The organism is Motiliproteus sp. MSK22-1 (assembly GCF_001968815.1).
Classification (GTDB): domain Bacteria; phylum Pseudomonadota; class Gammaproteobacteria; order Pseudomonadales; family Balneatricaceae; genus Motiliproteus.
In genome coordinates this window covers 542,763-559,270 of the sequence record NZ_MIEQ01000096.1, presented here as the reverse complement: position 1 = coordinate 559,270, position 16,508 = coordinate 542,763, and the positions used below count along the sequence as shown (strand labels likewise).

Annotated in this window: 12 protein-coding genes and 1 tRNA gene; 5 read left to right on the top strand and 8 right to left on the bottom strand. The window is 46.5% G+C overall.

Going from position 1 to position 16,508, the window contains the following annotated elements:
• Positions 1–43 precede the first annotated feature (43 nt).
• A tRNA-Asp gene (locus BGP75_RS26130) sits at positions 44–120 on the bottom strand.
• A gap of 606 nt (positions 121–726) precedes the next feature.
• Between BGP75_RS26130 and syd the strand changes: the two genes are divergently transcribed.
• Together syd and BGP75_RS26120 are read left to right on the top strand one after the other, a co-directional pair.
• Positions 727–1,287, top strand: coding sequence for a SecY-interacting protein (gene syd, locus BGP75_RS26125; RefSeq protein ID WP_076721816.1), 561 nt, complete (start codon positions 727–729; stop codon positions 1,285–1,287).
• Between the two features lie 83 nt (positions 1,288–1,370).
• Positions 1,371–1,940, top strand: a complete 570-nt coding sequence (locus BGP75_RS26120; RefSeq protein ID WP_076721815.1) for a YajG family lipoprotein — start codon at positions 1,371–1,373, stop codon at positions 1,938–1,940.
• Positions 1,941–2,023: 83 nt separating this feature from the next.
• Here BGP75_RS26120 and BGP75_RS26115 read toward each other — a convergent pair whose 3' ends face one another.
• A complete protein-coding gene (locus BGP75_RS26115) occupies positions 2,024–2,692 on the bottom strand; it encodes a DNA-3-methyladenine glycosylase I (protein ID WP_076721814.1) in 669 nt (222 codons plus the stop codon).
• A 249-nt stretch (positions 2,693–2,941) separates the two neighbouring features.
• On the opposite strand from BGP75_RS26115, the gene BGP75_RS26110 reads away from it, so the two are divergent.
• Positions 2,942–4,156 (top strand): pyridoxal phosphate-dependent aminotransferase, encoded by a 1,215-nt coding sequence (locus BGP75_RS26110; protein WP_076721813.1) that lies wholly within the window; start codon positions 2,942–2,944, stop codon positions 4,154–4,156.
• A 132-nt stretch (positions 4,157–4,288) separates the two neighbouring features.
• On the opposite strand, the gene BGP75_RS26105 is transcribed toward BGP75_RS26110, so the two are convergent.
• Together BGP75_RS26105 and BGP75_RS26100 are read right to left on the bottom strand one after the other, a co-directional pair.
• Entirely contained in the window at positions 4,289–6,694 is a 2,406-nt protein-coding gene (locus BGP75_RS26105) for an EAL domain-containing protein (RefSeq protein WP_076721812.1), read from the bottom strand.
• A gap of 382 nt (positions 6,695–7,076) precedes the next feature.
• Complete coding sequence (locus BGP75_RS26100) at positions 7,077–8,003, bottom strand: class I SAM-dependent methyltransferase (protein WP_076721811.1); 927 nt, start codon at positions 8,001–8,003, stop codon at positions 7,077–7,079.
• Between the two features lie 135 nt (positions 8,004–8,138).
• Here BGP75_RS26100 and htpX point away from each other — a divergent pair, with 135 nt between their 5' ends.
• Positions 8,139–9,023, top strand: a complete 885-nt coding sequence (gene htpX, locus BGP75_RS26095; protein WP_076721810.1) for a protease HtpX — start codon at positions 8,139–8,141, stop codon at positions 9,021–9,023.
• A 143-nt stretch (positions 9,024–9,166) separates the two neighbouring features.
• Here the strand turns inward: htpX and BGP75_RS26090 are convergent, their stop codons facing one another.
• The 3 genes from BGP75_RS26090 to pdxB form a co-directional block, all read right to left on the bottom strand.
• Positions 9,167–10,282 (bottom strand): ATP-NAD kinase family protein, encoded by a 1,116-nt coding sequence (locus tag BGP75_RS26090; RefSeq protein ID WP_076721809.1) that lies wholly within the window; start codon positions 10,280–10,282, stop codon positions 9,167–9,169.
• 246 nt (positions 10,283–10,528) lie between these two features.
• On the bottom strand, positions 10,529–11,254 hold the full coding sequence (locus BGP75_RS26085; RefSeq protein ID WP_076721808.1) for a flagellar brake protein: 726 nt from the start codon (positions 11,252–11,254) through the stop codon (positions 10,529–10,531).
• A gap of 171 nt (positions 11,255–11,425) precedes the next feature.
• Entirely contained in the window at positions 11,426–12,619 is a 1,194-nt protein-coding gene (pdxB, locus tag BGP75_RS26080) for a 4-phosphoerythronate dehydrogenase PdxB (RefSeq protein ID WP_076721807.1), read from the bottom strand.
• A gap of 230 nt (positions 12,620–12,849) precedes the next feature.
• Between pdxB and trpB the strand changes: the two genes are divergently transcribed.
• Complete coding sequence (gene trpB, locus BGP75_RS26075; protein WP_076721806.1) at positions 12,850–14,052, top strand: tryptophan synthase subunit beta; 1,203 nt, start codon at positions 12,850–12,852, stop codon at positions 14,050–14,052.
• Between the two features lie 85 nt (positions 14,053–14,137).
• Here the strand turns inward: trpB and BGP75_RS26070 are convergent, their stop codons facing one another.
• Entirely contained in the window at positions 14,138–16,486 is a 2,349-nt protein-coding gene (locus tag BGP75_RS26070; RefSeq protein WP_143821193.1) for a TonB-dependent receptor, read from the bottom strand.
• Positions 16,487–16,508: the final 22 nt, after the last annotated feature.

Below are 16,508 nucleotides of genomic sequence, written 5' to 3'. Positions count from 1 at the left end.
TTCTTCCGATTAACGCTGACCTTATCGATCAGCTCAATCAAAGTGGCGGAACGGACGGGATTCGAACCCGCGACCCCCGGCGTGACAGGCCGGTATTCTAACCAGCTGAACTACCGCTCCGCAATCCCCTTTATCTGGCAGAGGAAACAAGTTTCCGTACCGCCCAAATCAGGAGCTGCGAATTCTACGCTTTTTCGGATACTTGTCAAACCCTTCTTGTAAAAGAAAACAGGTTTTTTGACTCTCCGTATCGATTATCTGATTGGCAACCTATCCACTGGAAAAACAGTATTTATATTGTTGATAAACAGAGCAAAGCGATTGATTACAAAGGATCATTAAACAGCTCGGGAAAGGATTGAGCGCCCTCTGCCTCCCAATCAGACAGCCCCCACTCAGATGCTAAACCACTTCTCTGATAGCCCGCCCTCCTGTTGTTAAGGGGTAACCCTAAGCACCTGCTAACACCATAGAAAGTTTCTTTACCCGCATCGGTTGAACAAACAGCAAAAGGTGAACAAAATAACTACTTTGTTTATATCAGAATAAAAGTCAGCAAATAGAGTGATAGTTTCAAACTGGCGGAATCAAATCCCTCATTAGAAAACACGGACTCGCAAGAATGGGACGATCAAACCGCCGTAATCAGGCTGCATAAACAGTCCTGCTTTGACCCAGTAAAACGGTGACAACCGTCGGATAACCACAAAACTGGAATAACTATAGATGCCATCAGCAGTAGAACAAGCCTTAGATCAGCTGATCAACCTTTATCTTGATCAGTATCAAAACGACGAAACAGCACTTCCGGTCATAGCATATGACGAAGACTGGCCGTCTGCCTGCTATCAGGAAAGCCCGGACGTCGAAAGTAACTCACCTTGGAAGCCAATACTGCAAGACAAGCCAACCGACCTGTTTGAAAGACTCGAGGATGCCCTTGAATTTAAAATTCATACCGATATTAAGCAGTACTATAGTCGGTACTGGTCAGACTCCATACCCGCCAGTTTTAATGGCGATCACCTCAGTTTGCTATTTGTTTGGAATGACAGCGATTACGAGAGACTCAGAGGCAATCTGATTGGTCATTGCCTGTCTAAACGGAAAGCCAAGTCCCCACCGACCTTTTTCTTCGCCTGTACAGAACCGGATGAGCTGATTTTAAGTATTGAAAACGATAGCGGCCGAATTCTCCTGGAGGAGCCCGGGAAACCGCCGATCAGAGAAATCGCGCCTTCACTGGACGTTTTTCTCAGCCAGTTAAAACCCAGGCGAGGACAATAAATACTCATAAATAAAGGCTCATCACAGTATAGAAATCAAAAACAAAACCCGTCACAAAAAAACATACTCAGGAATTAGATACCATGCTCTTAAAGACTTCTTTACTCGCCTTGTTATCGATCGCACTTACTGGCTGCGCTCTCAGTCCGCAAAATGTAGAGCTCAACCCAACGGTAACAGTTACCAATAGCATTCCTGTCTCGCATGTGGTGAAACTCAACATCGAGGACCGACGCTCACAAAATCAACTGGGGACTAGAGGTGGCGTCTACGCAGAAAGCAGCTACATCTACCCCGCCCGCCCTATAGAAGAAAGCCTGCGCCCAACTGCGCTAAAAGCCCTTGAAAACCTTGGGTTGCAGACTACAGGAATGAGCCCGAGTCCCATTCTGGTCAATATCATCATCGATGAGCTCAGCTATACCGCTGACGACAGCTCGGTACCAAAAAAAGTAACACTGAAAACTCGCATCAGGGCAAACGTATTAAAAGCATCGAGAGAACATAACGGTCAGTTCAACTCCAGCAAAACCCACAGCTATATAAAGCTGCCAAGCGAGGAAGAAAATCAGAAAATCATTAACGATATCTTATCTGAAACTCTTACCCGACTATTTAACGATCAAAAGCTTGTTGATTTCATAAAACATTAGGGAACCCGTCAAAGGCCCATTGTGTTCTCTGTGGCTTCCAGACCCAGGCTCGGCGGGCGCACGCAAAACAGTCCGCCGGCGTATCACCATCCAACGGTAAACGCTAGCATCATGCTTATATGGCTGAACGGTCGATTGCTTTCCTTATGCCATTGATTGAAAGCGTTCTGCACTGCTTGAAGATCTCGCTTACTTGTCGGCGTCTTGTCAACAATCGCCTGGGACATCAGTGCTGCAACCACATCCGGCGTCAGTTTGAAGGTATCCTTTCCGGCCATTCGGAGAAACGATGCAGCTGACAAGCCTCCCAGTTGAGCCCCCTGTTTTTTTAACAGCCCCCATAAGTCAACAATTTCGGTACATGGCCAAGCCGCTATCAAGCTGGCAAAAGAACCCTGAGATTTTTCTATATCCCTGATCATCAAAGCATTAGTTCTGATTGATTTAATCTTTGCCCAGTGACGAATAATCAGCTTATTTTGCATTTGATTTTCCAACTGCTGATCACTCATCAGGCATATTTTCTCTGGGTCGAAGCCATAAAACGCTTTCTCAAATTCCGGCCACTTGCTATCCACCAGAGAGTGCTTTAACCCGGCCTGGAATATACGCCGGGACATATCAGAGAGGTAACGATCATCTGGCACCTTAAGCAATTCATCAGCACTTTTGATTTCAGGCAGACAACTCTCTATAAAATCCGCACCTTTATGAGCATAAGCATGCTCTGATATCCATTTAAAATCCTTCATCCAGACCTTCTATTCGCGCAACTGTAAAAGAAAACACTAACCTACAAACTTTTCTAACAAAAATGAACCTGAATATCAGCCGCTGTATCTAATCGCTGACCCTTTGCATCTCTTGATCAGGGAACCTTCGAATAAGTCCATTATGTTCTCAGCGAGCCCTCTGAAGCACCAGGGGCTTGTTCGCATGATCCTTAGCCGCGTATTATAGCTGTCCGACCAGGTCTATTTGTTAATAGTTAGAGTATGAGCATGGGTGTTGTCAGAAAATCAAACAAATTGATCAACGTATGTTACGACATACGTGGACCAGTTCTGGAAGAAGCAAAGCGCCTGGAGGAAGAAGGCCAGCGCATCATAAAACTTAATATAGGTAACCCTGCTCCTTTTGGATTCGACGCACCAGAGGAAATCGTCCAGGACGTAATTCACAACCTCCCCTCAGCCCAGGGATATTGCGACTCAAAAGGACTGTTCTCTGCCCGTAAGGCAGTTATGCATGAGTGTCAACGTCGGCAAATAGAAAACGTCACTATTGATGATATCTATCTGGGCAATGGCGTCAGTGAATTAATAATGATGTCGATGCAGGCGCTCATTAATGACACCGACGAGATGCTGATACCATCCCCTGACTACCCTCTCTGGACAGCCGCAGTCAGTTTGGCAGGAGGCACTCCCGTACATTACCTTTGCGATGAGTCAGCTGACTGGACTCCAAGTATAGAAGACATTCGCAGTAAAATTACTGATCGGACACGCGGGATCGTCGTTATTAACCCTAACAACCCGACCGGTGCTGTCTATTCCAAAGAAGTTTTATTGCAAATTGTCGAACTTGCCAGAGAGCATAAGCTCATTATTTTTGCTGACGAAATATACGACAAGATCATATACGATAATGCGCTACACATACCGATGGCATCATTGGCTGAAGACGTGTTATTTATTAGCTTTAACGGTTTATCAAAAGCCTACCGCTCTGCTGGCTTCAGAGCGGGATGGATGATTGTAAGCGGCCCCAAGCATAGGGCTCGCGACTACATCGAGGGCCTGGACATGCTCTCCAATATGCGCCTGTGCGCTAACGTACCTGCTCAGAATGCCATTCAGACGGCCCTTGGCGGATATCAGAGCATTAATGAGCTGATTGTACCCGGCGGACGCCTGTACGATCAGCGAGAAATAGCCTGGAAACTGTTAAATGAGATTCCGGGAGTTTCCTGCACTAAACCTATGGGTGCCATGTACTTGTTTCCAAAGCTGGATCCCGGTGTCTATCCGATACACAACGACGAAAAAATGGCATTGGATTTACTGACTCAGCAAAAAGTACTGATTGTTCAGGGCTCCGGCTTTAACCTGCCTGACACACAACACTTCCGGTTGGTATTTTTACCCCACTTTGATGAACTGGAAGATGCCATTGGCCGAATAGCCAGCTTCCTCAAATCTTACGAGCAGTAATACTCAAACCTCGGAAGCTACAGTAGATATCGCTCAAACGGCACCAGTCTGAAGAGCCTGAAGGCGTCGTTTGGTATCTCCTGTCAGCTCCCGTTCATAAATCACTGCTTACGAAGATCGGGTTGAAGCCTGCTAGATCGTAACAGCGGCTGACTGTACTTTTCCCATGTACTCCTCAAACTCATCCACTGCAACGGGTTTGGAAAAGTAGTATCCCTGATAACAGGTACAGCCCAGGCGCTTCAGAGCCGCAAGCTCCTCCTCTGTTTCCACACCCTCGGCGATAATACTCAACTTAAGATGCCTCGCCATGGCGACTATCGTATCAACAATAGCCAGGCTATTGTCATCCACACAAATATCCCTGACAAATGACTGGTCAATTTTAAGCTGATCCAACGGTAAATGCTTTAGATAGCGAAGTGAGGAATAGCCAGTGCCAAAATCATCAATAGAAAATCGCATTCCCCATGATTTCAGCTGCTGCATTTGACTACTGGTCTGCTCCACCTGATCAACGAGCATGTTTTCTGTTAGTTCTAATTCCAGGTACGCCGATGCTTCTGGATACTGTTTTATCAACTCTTCAAGTCGTCGAACAAATTCTTCACGGCCAAACTGCTTGGGGCTTATGTTGACAGCGAGACGATGAAAGCTTGCTGGTAAACATTTTTGCCGCCATAGATCCAATTGCTCGCATGCTTTTTCAAGCACCCAATCACCAATCGGTATAATCAGGCCGGTCTCTTCAGCAATAGGGATAAACTTGTCCGGAGGCACCAGACCCTTTTCAGGATGCATCCAACGCAGCAACGCTTCAGCCCCGACAACCTGCCCTTTAGAGTTCACCTGAGGCTGATAAAACAGCAAAAACTCGTTTCGATCCAACGCCCTGTTAAGGTCCTTCTCAAGACTCAGGCGCTCATTGATGCTTATTTGCATCTGCGGTTGATAAAAATGGAAGCCATTGGAGGAAGCCTTAGCACGATACATGGCAGTATCTGCTTGTCGCAGTAAACCCGTGCTATCGGTCTCCTCATTGGGAAACAAACTAATCCCAACACTACCGGAAACAAACAATTCCTCTTCGCCAATCTGAAACGGACGCCGAAACTGCTCCAGCAGCTTCTCGGCCAGTTCTTTGGCTTGTGTTGCTGCTTTATCTGCATTTTGGGACAAGTCGGGGGCCAATATCACGAACTCGTCTCCACCGATACGAGACGCTGTATCCTCATCCCGTAAACACCCGTTAAGGCGCTGAGCCACAGCCTTCAGCAATCGATCCCCAACATCATGCCCTAGCGAATCATTGATCGTTTTAAAACGATCCAGATCCAGGAACATCAACGCGCCGGTGTGATTATGACGCACGGCAGAAGCCAACGCCTGCTTAAGCCGATCCTGCAACAGACTGCGGTTGGGTAAACCTGTCAAAGCATCATAATAAGCCAGGTGTTTAATTCTCTCCTCAGCTCGCTTACGTTCAGTAATATCCCTCACTGATGCCAATAGACGCGTGACACCGTTGAGATCAACCAGGGTCATTCGAACATCAATGGGGTACTCTCGTCCGTCTTTACTCCGATGACTGCTTTCAATGGAAACCTGTTTTCCAACAGACATTGACGAGATAATATCCTTAAGTCGTTCGTATGTAAGCGTTGGATCAATATCGATTAAACTCATACTCAACAGCTCTTCCCGACTAAAGCCTAAAGAGTTGCAAGCCTGAGGGTTAACATCAAGAATCCGGCCGCTGGTGTTAAACAGATAAAGCCCCTCGCCGGCTTGCTCCATCACCATTCTGAAATAGGATTCACTTTTTTCCAGAGCTTTCTCAGCACTGTTTCTGCCACTCCAAAGTTCGTTGAAGGTATTGACAATCAACCCCAACTCATCTTTTTGGTGAAATTCAGGGATAACCAAGCGATCCTGTTTATTATGACCTTCCTGAAGTCGGCTCATACTGTTGCTCAGCCTGACCATCGGCTTAGTTACCATCAGGTAATAAAGCACAAGCAGCACCACACCAATAACCAGGTTTCTAAAGATACCAAAGATCAGCAAACGCCAGCTTCGATCAAAGAAATCCTGATAGAGAACAGCCGTATCAACAGTGACTATTAAATCACCTACTTTCGCACCATCAACCAAAACCAGCGGAAAGTTAAACTTTTTTGATCGAATATCAAGCAACGTCACTATGCTCTGGCCGGGCACATCACCCAGTTCCCGGTGACGTTCCGCAATGACATTACCCAGCTCATCCTGCAACACGGCCGAATACAGCGGCTCAATCTGATTCAGCCCTTGAATAATTCGAAGTGCGAGAACTTCATCTAACTCATAAGCGGCCTGTAAAGCAGAAGATTCCAGAGGCTTTACAAATTCATCGATTCGTAGCTTAAGTCCCGAGCTTTCCCGATACCAATCAAAGGCAATTTGCACACCGCTGGCAACCAGGCCAAGTAGCACAACAATAATCAATGTATATTTGGCCTGGCGATATGAAAGCCGCTGCCGTAAGGGAATTTTCAATACTGTCCCATTTTTTTATGCTTCTATGATTGGAAAAACATCAGGATAGACAACTAACCTTTTACTTACTTTTCAGTAGACTGTAAACCTTTATAACCTTACCAAAATCAAAGAGTAAACTTTCTTTTACGTTATAACAAATTGATGATAATCAGTTACTGCAAGATCCTCAATGAAGCACGGAGGGGGATGTATCCCATGTCAACGTTATGGCTCAGCCTTAAAGCTATTGAAATATCACGACAGAGCACATTAATCCATAAATGCTCAGAAAATCTGGCGACAGCTCCCTCTCGTCCCATTCGTCTAAGCAGAGCATGTAGTCAATCCCTCCTGAACCACGCAAGCCTCACCAAAGATGCTACTCGCCAGCTTTCTGACTCTAAGGTTGATCAGCAGATACCTCTGACTTCTGATAGTTAAATACCAATACTTTCAATCCTCTGTCATCGTATCGCTCGGGGAAAGTCTCAGGATTTGAAAGTCGCTTAAAGTAACGGGCATCTGGACAGTGCTCTTTCATCAAATCGATCAAAAATTCCGGACCGGTTGCAGGGTCGTTAAGACAAAGTAAAACCTGCGCCGGGGATGATAAGAGTTCAGGTAATCGTTTTAGCACCCGTTGATAATCTTTCGAAGCAACAAAGCTGCCCTTTTGGAACGATGGAGGATCAATAATAATCCGTTCAAACGGCCCCATCTTTTTCAAGCGGCCCCAAGAGCGAAAAAGCTCGTAAGGAAGAAACCGAACTCTCGACATATCCTGATTATTAAGCCGATGATTTTCACGCCCACGCTCTAAAGCCCCACGGCTCATATCCAGATTCACTACCTGCGCTGCTCCGCCAGCCATGGCGGCAACCGAAAATCCGCAGGTATAAGCAAATAAATTAAGCACTTTAGTGTTACGACTGTTTAACCGAACCCATTGACGCCCCTCAGACATATCCAGAAAAAAGCCGCTGTTTAGTTTCTGTCCGGGGCAAATCTGATAAATCAACCCAGCCTCGACAATATCCAGGGAATCAGGAACATTCCCATAAAAAACTTCAGAAGGCGCCCCTTTTTTATACCGGTGCTGTACCAACACGCCTTCGACCTGCTGGTGTCGGGCAGTAAAATCAACCAATACCTTCAACTGAGCAAGATCAATTTCGTTGTATAAAGTGATAAAAACAACAGGCGGCAACAGATCAACATTTATAAATTCTAATCCGTCATAACAGTGCCCACGACCATGAAATAGTCGTTTAGCATCTACACTGGACTCATTCAGACCGCTATAAATAGCGTCAAATATCGGTTGCATCGACCATCCTTAACTCCCTAAATGAAATTAATTATACCTTAACAAAAGTCTTGAAACTTTATTCAGTGGACCCCATCTAACCAGCAAGTTTATATTTTTGCATTCAATTTACTGCTGTAACGAAGGAAGCATCAAATGCGAATATTGTTATTCCTGGCTACAAACCTGGCAATTATGATTGTTGCCAGTATAACGCTAAGCCTACTCGGCGTAGGCTCAACCCTTCAGGCCAACGGTATAGATCTTGATCTGGGCAATCTGTTGGTTATTTGCGGTGTCTTTGGCATGACCGGCTCTCTGATTTCGCTATTCATATCAAAATGGATGGCTAAAAGAAGCACGGGGACGCAAATAATAGAAACTCCCCGAACTGCTGACGAAAAATGGCTACTAGATACTGTAGATGAACTTTCCCGAGAGGCCGGCATAAAAATGCCGGAAGTGGGAATTTTTCCTTCCAGCCAGTCAAATGCCTTCGCAACAGGATGGAACAAAAACGACGCCCTTGTTGCTGTCAGTCAAGGGTTATTAAGCAGATTTCGGCCTGAAGAGATTCGAGCGGTGCTTGCCCACGAAATTGGTCATGTGGCTAATGGCGACATGGTCACACTTGCGCTGATTCAGGGTGTAGTTAACGCCTTTGTGATGTTCTTTGCCCGCATAATAGGACACACGGTAGACAGAGTAATCCTCAAGAATGAAGAAGGACATGGAATCGGCTACTTTCTTACAACGATCTTTGCAGAAGTTGTGCTTGGTATTCTGGCCTCAATCATCGTTGCCTGGTTCTCTCGCAAACGTGAATATCGAGCCGATGAAATGGGTGCTCGTCTCGCCAGCAACCATGCAATGATCGGAGCATTACAACGATTGAAAGCAGAACAGGAAATCCCTTCGCAAATGCCCGACCAACTGGTAGCCTTCGGTATTAACGGCGGCCTCAAGCAAGGCTTGGCGCAACTGTTTGCCAGCCACCCCCCACTGGATGATCGTATTGACCGCCTGCGCCACCAGATATAGGGGAAATAAACTGATAACGGTTACCAGATAAAAAGGGGGAGCATATTCTGCTCCCCCCTCTTTTTTAAACCTTATCCGATCTTCGCACTAAAACAAAAAACTCAGAACCTGAACTGAACGACTAAGGTTTTAAGTCATTCGTATTAATAATCCGCTACCCGGTATAAAACTGCATCTTTATATCCAGTAATAACCCTGATTAGTCCAGCGAGCTGATGATTAAGATCCGAATCTCCTGAATCAACAATAAGCGGCCGCCCCTCCAAAGTCTTCAACTTGCTCTTGGTTGCAATAACGATCAAATGCTCGCGACCTACTTTACGCAACAACTCAGCACTCAGTTGCTGATTGCCGCGCCCAATAATATGCCCCTGCCCACCTATAACGGTGATGACGATACGCGCATCATGGTCACCAATGACCTCAAGTAACTGCTGAGCGGTAAGATCGCTGGCTATCAATTCACGATTGCGCACCACGTCGACACCCAGCAATGTATTAGGCAGCCCCAGCCCATCCATGACCGCCTTTACCGTACTACCGGAACCCATAATGTAAAATACATCATCTTCCATCGTCTCAATGACTTCGGCAGCAATATCCTCCAGCACAAGCTGCTCATCTTCTTTACCGCTGCCATTTTTAACGTGTTGCAGATATCTCCCTTCTTCCGGAACCAATAGTTCTCCATAATATTTTGCCCGAACGACCCCTTGCCTGAAGGCCTCTTCATCAATATCCCTGACTTCCTGATCTTTCAGGGTGACCAGATCTCCTTTAACCAGCATTGAGACTATCTCACCCGCTGCTTTTGGCGTTACTGCATACACGCCTGAGTGAATTTTTACGCCAGCCGGAATGCCTAATACTGGAATGGAATCAGAGAGCTCTCTGCATATATCCCGGGCAGTGCCATCTCCACCGGCAAACAGAATCAGATCAGCACCTAAAGCAGCCATGGCACGAGCAATTTTACAGGTATCTTCAGCACGGGTATTGCCACTTTGAATGTCACCGACAACAGAGGGGGCAAAGCCTGACGAGCGGGCTACATCCGCTCCCATCTCTGCAGGAGCTGTTATCAATTCAAGCTCAAGCTTTTTTAAAGGTTCCAGCGCCTGGGCCGTTCGAACCGCAGCCATGGGAACCGCCCCCATAGCCAACGCTTTACGCGCCGTTTCTTCGCCATCGCTGCCTTTGAGTGCAACACTGCCACCGACACCAGCCAGTGGATTGATTATCAATCCCAGTTTGAACATTCCAGCCTCATCTCAACTTACATGCATTTCTGCCTGCCGACTTGAACAGGGTAAAAATATTTACCTGTTGCCGAACCAGGTAGTACCAGCTTTAACTAAGGGACCTGTAAATAAGTCCATTGTGTTCTCTGTGGGTCCTTCGGGGCTTGTTCATAGGCTCCTTAGATAACTCTTTCATCAGTGGTTTTTTTATTAGAGTTCTTATTGGAACTCTTATTGAACGTTTTTATTAAAGAATCTGATTAATTAAAGAACACCTTTCTCTTTGAGCATCTGCTGAAAAACAAACCCGGTCAGGGTCAATTGCGTCTCTTCATCCAAGTCAACAAACTCAACACCATGTATGACTCTGTAATCGCCAGTGTAGGGGTCTTCCAGGTCTTCCAGATTGCGCAGAGTACATTTTGTCAGCAATAGCTGATCAACTTCTCCGACTTTCATTCTTGCCGTCATAAATATTTCTTCGCCAACTTCTCCAAGCATGTCGCTGGCTTCAATGCGAGCCCCATGCAGGCTGATATCAGAACACATCGCCTGCCGGGGCCAACCTCCGCCAATAGCCCCTTCCTCAACTTCATCAAGTGAAACGATCAAACGGGAACTGACACGAGGCGCTTTTCGCACCATTACGGCCTCAACTAACCCGGGATAATCGATATAAAGCATCGGAAAAGGTGTCATCTGACTCTTTTGTACTCGAGAAGAAAAGGCACAAGCCCGGTTGGAAGCAATCATTCGAACAGTAACCAAAGTCCCCTCAGGCAGCAGCTGCGCGCTACCATTTTTTTGCGGTACTGATAAAAGTAACGACCGCTCACGAAAATGCCCGACATAAAACACGGTATAACGTGCCTTAGGCGAACGAACTTCCAACTTGACCCGTTCTCCTACCGGAAATCGTAGCTCATCAAATCGCAGCTGTTCTTTATCGCCCTGTTGTAACAATGATGATGGTTTGGTGGGATGTAGCATTGTGGAGAATAGTTACACTCTATCTGTTGCTGAATAATTTTCTGGTTGATACAAAACCCAGCCTTACACCGCTGTATAATGCTGATAAATCTGCCTGAGCAAAATTCCATATCGGACCATCAAGGATACTGTGTTTAAGTCCAGGCCGCATCCTAATTGTACGGCAGTGGCTCACCCCCCCATCAGCTTAAAGCCTGTCGCATGGAGCGCATCATAGAGTTTATGTCCAGGTGTTATGCCTGTTATTTTCAGACTTCCGAACTCCCTTCGCATGGGATACTCTTTACGTAATCGGTCAAACTCACGGGCTCTTGCCATAGGATCAAGATGTAACGTCCTCATGAGCCTTTGATGATCCTCTCTAGGGTCATAGCACAGGTTCACCAGTCTTCTTTGCAGGCCCTGAGATTCTTGCTCAGCCAAGCTTTCACTTAACGCCACAGTATCAAGTACAGGAGGAGGAATTAGCTCATCCAACACTCGGACAGCAGCCACATCAAGGTAATCGCAAGCGGCCTGATAGATCATTTCCGTCCCTTTCATTCGTCCTTCAAGACTATAACCAGCAATATGAGGAGTTCCTATATCCACCTGCTGGGCCAGGGAAACATCTACGGAAGGTTCATTTTCCCACACATCCAGAATGACACTCAGATCAGACCTTTCTGCTAAGATCACAGATAATGCACGATTATTAATGGCTCCCCCACGCCCAGCATTGATTAACCAAGAGCCGGGGTTCAGCTTTTGAAGCTCCGATTGATCCAACAGGTGATAGCTCGGATAAGGTCCTGTTGTCGTCAACGGCGTATGTAAACAAAAAGTATCACAGTCAGTCAGCAATTGATCCAAGCTGTGAAATGGCTGACCAGCATCGTTACCGGCGTTATTTTCACCCTTATTCCCTTCTCGCTCAGCTCTTGGCGGGTCGTTAATAACGACACTTAGCCCCATCGATAACAACCGCTCTTGCAACAGACTGCCAACATTACCGGCGCCAATAATGCCGATTTTCCTAGCTGTTAAAGCGCGGCCGGTTTTGGCCTCAAGATGAAACAAAGAAGACAGAACATAATTCACCACAGACTCTGCATTACAACCGGGGGCATTGGCAAAGCCGATTCCCCTTTGCCGGAGGTAGTCAATATCAACATGGTCGGTTCCAATTGTGGCACTGGCGACAAACTTGACAGCACTGTTGTCCAGCAACGATTTATTCACCGGGGTAACGGACCGAACCAGCAGGATGTCAGCATCCTTTACCTGATCTGCTGATAGCTGGCGCCCGGGGTATTTGACCACCCTTCCTAGATGGGAAAAGAACTCATCGACTAAAGGAATATTTTCGTCCGCAACAATTTGCATATACTTCTCGATTGCCCCTGTTTTTTTGCCAGGCTCACTTGTACTTTATGGCCACACCCGGGGTCAATACCGTTAACCACATTCCGCTTGCAGTTAAATTATTGCTAATATACGGTTGTGTATAGATGGCCCCGACCGGCTTCTATCAGTTTTGTAAAGATACAATGATTTAAAGATACAAAAAATGGCTGTCACCGGCGACGCTTTTTAAAAGAGGATAATCCAGTCAGATGAATACAAACGAATTTGCTCCCATGCCAGATGCACAAGGTTTCTTCGGTGAATATGGTGGTCAGGAGATCCCACCCCAGCTAAAGGAAATCATGGATCAAATCGCGCAGTCATACCTCGAAATAAAGGACAGCGAAGGTTATCAAAATGAACTCCTTGATCTATACAAATATTATGTTGGCCGCCCAAGCCCTCTTTATTTTGCCAGAAGACTGACCGAAAAGTGTGGCGGCGCAAAAATATACCTTAAGCGTGAAGACCTTAATCACACCGGTGCCCATAAAATAAACCACTGCCTGGGTGAAGCTCTGTTAGCCAAACACATGGGGAAGACCAAAGTCCTTGCTGAGACCGGCGCAGGGCAGCACGGCGTTGCCCTGGCAACCGCCTGTGCGCTGGTCGGTATTGAGTGCGAAATCCACATGGGTCAGGTAGATATCGAGAAAGAACATCCCAACGTTACCAAAATGAAAATACTCGGCTGCAAAGTAGTTCCCGTAACCATGGGAACCGCGACTCTGAAGGATGCCGTAGACAGCGCCTTTGTAGAGTATCTTAAGGATCCGGTAAATTATTTCTACGCAATCGGGTCGGTTGTAGGCCCCCACCCATTCCCTATGATGGTGAGAGACTTCCAGAGCATTATTGGTAAGGAAGCCAAAGCTCAGTTTCAAGAACAGGAGGGAGGGCTACCCGATCACATCATGGCTTGTGTTGGCGGCGGCAGCAACGCCATGGGGCTGTTCACAGCATTCCTTGAAGATAAAAGCGTCAATATCACCGGGATAGAACCCGCAGGAAAGGGCCTTGATACCCCTGACCATTCCGCCACTTTAACCAAGGGCTCGCCTGGCGCTATCCATGGTTTTAAATGCTATCTGCTTCAGGATAATGACGGAGAACCCTTACCCGTTCACTCAATCGCTTCCGGCCTGGACTACCCGGGTGTAGGCCCACAACATTGCTACCTGAAGGATATTGAACGGGTAAACTACGTCTCCATTACCGATGACGAATGCCTGGATGCATTTATGACGCTATCACGAGTTGAAGGAATTATCCCCGCATTGGAAAGCTCCCACGCAGTCGCCCACGCCATGAAACTGGCGGCCACACTTCCCAAAGACCAGACTATTCTGGTAAACCTCAGCGGACGGGGTGACAAGGACGCCGACTACGTTGCGAACAAATTGGGACTCTAAGCGCTGAAACAAGCGTGAAGGATTAGACTTTATTTGCTGATTGATAACTGGTCGCAAGAAGACTAATCCTTCCCTTTAAATCAAATCAGAATTGATACTTCAAGCGAGCTGCAAAGGTTCGCGAGGGTTCTCGGACAACGCCATTAAAGGCTCCTGGTGAGAAAACCTCCTCATCCAATACATTATCAACCAGTAGATCCAGTTGTAACTGATCATTAAGGGCATAGTAAGCCGCCAGATCAACGCGGGTATGCCCCGGCAACTCAAAGCTGTTGTCATCATTTCCGGGACGACTCCCAACATAGATAATTGCGCCACCGATGCTAAGCCCGGGAATTGCGTTAATCTGATAACCCGTCTGCAAAGAGGCGGTGTGTAAAGGTACGTTGGCAAAACGATTCCCTTCCAACGCCTTATCATCACTGTACAAAATTTCGGTATCGGTATAACCATAGGCCGCATTCAGATACCAGTCAGGCGTCAGATGCCCACCAATTGACAGCTCAAAACCTCTAGACTGTGCTGTTCCCTGCGCAACTTCAAAATTGCCATCAAGAGGATCTTCTATAGCAATGTTCTCTTTCCTGATCACAAAGCCTGCCAGATTAATCTCCATATCCTCCAGATCAAAACGCATTCCTACTTCATATTGTGTGCTTTCTTCTGCTTCTAACGGTTTTTTCCCGGATGTTGTTCCTCCTTGAGGCACAAAGGACTCACTGCGATTAACGTAAACCGAAGCATCATCACTAAGGTCGTAAATTACACCTATTTGAGTGGTCCAGTCTGATTGGTTCAATGCATCCTGCGATTCACTGTTGTTCAAATGATCAACGCTAACCTGAGACTGTTCTGAATCGGTATAACGTAAACCACCGATAAGGTGGAAGCTATCTTTGAATGTTATTCGGTCCTGGAAGAAAGCTGCCATCACCTCCGTATCCTGGACAAAGCCCCTGTCACGAATCAAAGGCGCTTCACTCAGAATCGCAGCCTTGTATTGGGGGTTATACAGATCAATGGAATCGGCCATATGCAGTCTAGTAGGCCGAAATAAACTGGAATCCTGATAGTTAAAGCCCAGGATAAAAGTGTGACTTAATCCACCAACCTCTAACTCGCCACTCAGATCAACGACCAGTTCATGATCTTTCTTATAAGTATCCTTACCAACAAACACCAATCGATCAAGAGTCCGGTGATCAGTCTCATCCAGTCCAAAAGGAACATACTCATTCCAATCAGCATCATTACGGGTATAGGTATAGCTGAACCGGGCATCAACACGGTCCGTAACTGCTTCAGTCAAACGTATATTGATCATTTTTGAATCACGTTCGGTGGTACTGTCATCTCCGCCAGGATTAAAAGACTTCGCGTACCGACCGTTTGGATTAGCTTGTATTGAACCTTCTAGCGGCGCACCACCGTGAATGCCGTGCCATGTATTCGCAGAATAACTACCCTCAATGGTCAGGGAGGTTGACTCTGTAAGGTCCATTTCCAGATTAGGCGCAATAAATAATCTCTGGTAGCTAAGATTATCAACTGATCCGTCACCGTCCTGATAGGCCATGTTAAGACGGGCTCTGACAGTATCATTCAACGGTCCCGTTACATCCAGTGCAGTCCTGACGCGATTGTGATTACCATATTCAACCGAAGTATCTGCCTGGAAATAATCCAGCGGTTGTTTGGTCACAACATTAACCGTCCCACCCGGTTCCATTTGACCAAACAGCACCGACGACGGCCCTTTCAGTACCTCAATACGCTCAACATTAGCAAGATCTGTAGGATGATCATTACGTCTAAAACCTAAGCCATTAGTTGACTGTTCAGCATTAAAGCCGCGGATCAGATAATCATCAGAGAACATATCCATCGAAGAGCCGATACGACTTGCCCCAGGAACAGATTCAATAACATCCCCAACACTATCCGCCGTACCTGCTTCAAAATACTCTCGACCACGCACGGAGACGCTTTGAGGAACATTGAAGAGACTGTCATTTCTCAGGCGGCCATAGACGTTGATTGGATTGAGCTGATGCGGCGCAACCTGCTCAAGTCTTAAGTCAAACCCGTCGGCATTTGCTACCGCCTGGATACCGCTACCCAGCAAAAGTCGATCTAAGGCTTCATGACTATCATAATGACCACTTAATCCTGAACTTCGCTTACCTTTGAGCTGGTCCGGTACATAATTTAAATTTGACCTTGCGGTCCGTGCGAATTGCTCTAATGCTTTTTTCAAGGCACCTGCAGGAATTTCATAAAGCTGCACATCAACAACAGAAGTAACCGTCTCAGCAGAGACAATAGCAGGCGATGCAATGTTCAAAGCCAATCCCAGCACCACAGAGCGTATCGTAAGGGTTAAAGGGTGCATGAATAGACGTATTGGTCGACCGGTGGTGACGGGAAAGTTCATTGGGGCTCCTTCATTAGTGATT

What these genes read in the sequence shown, in the direction of transcription:
- syd (WP_076721816.1), top strand. Translation starts at nt 727, where the DNA reads ATGCCATCAGCAGTAGAACAAGCCTTAGATCAGCTGATCAACCTTTAT.
- BGP75_RS26120 (WP_076721815.1), top strand. Translation starts at nt 1,371, where the DNA reads ATGCTCTTAAAGACTTCTTTACTCGCCTTGTTATCGATCGCACTTACT.
- BGP75_RS26115 (WP_076721814.1), bottom strand. Translation starts at nt 2,692, where the DNA reads ATGAAGGATTTTAAATGGATATCAGAGCATGCTTATGCTCATAAAGGT.
- BGP75_RS26110 (WP_076721813.1), top strand. Translation starts at nt 2,942, where the DNA reads ATGGGTGTTGTCAGAAAATCAAACAAATTGATCAACGTATGTTACGAC.
- BGP75_RS26100 (WP_076721811.1), bottom strand. Translation starts at nt 8,003, where the DNA reads ATGCAACCGATATTTGACGCTATTTATAGCGGTCTGAATGAGTCCAGT.
- htpX (WP_076721810.1), top strand. Translation starts at nt 8,139, where the DNA reads ATGCGAATATTGTTATTCCTGGCTACAAACCTGGCAATTATGATTGTT.
- BGP75_RS26090 (WP_076721809.1), bottom strand. Translation starts at nt 10,282, where the DNA reads ATGTTCAAACTGGGATTGATAATCAATCCACTGGCTGGTGTCGGTGGC.
- BGP75_RS26085 (WP_076721808.1), bottom strand. Translation starts at nt 11,254, where the DNA reads ATGCTACATCCCACCAAACCATCATCATTGTTACAACAGGGCGATAAA.
- pdxB (WP_076721807.1), bottom strand. Translation starts at nt 12,619, where the DNA reads ATGCAAATTGTTGCGGACGAAAATATTCCTTTAGTCGATGAGTTCTTT.
- trpB (WP_076721806.1), top strand. Translation starts at nt 12,850, where the DNA reads ATGAATACAAACGAATTTGCTCCCATGCCAGATGCACAAGGTTTCTTC.
- BGP75_RS26070 (WP_143821193.1), bottom strand. Translation starts at nt 16,486, where the DNA reads ATGAACTTTCCCGTCACCACCGGTCGACCAATACGTCTATTCATGCAC.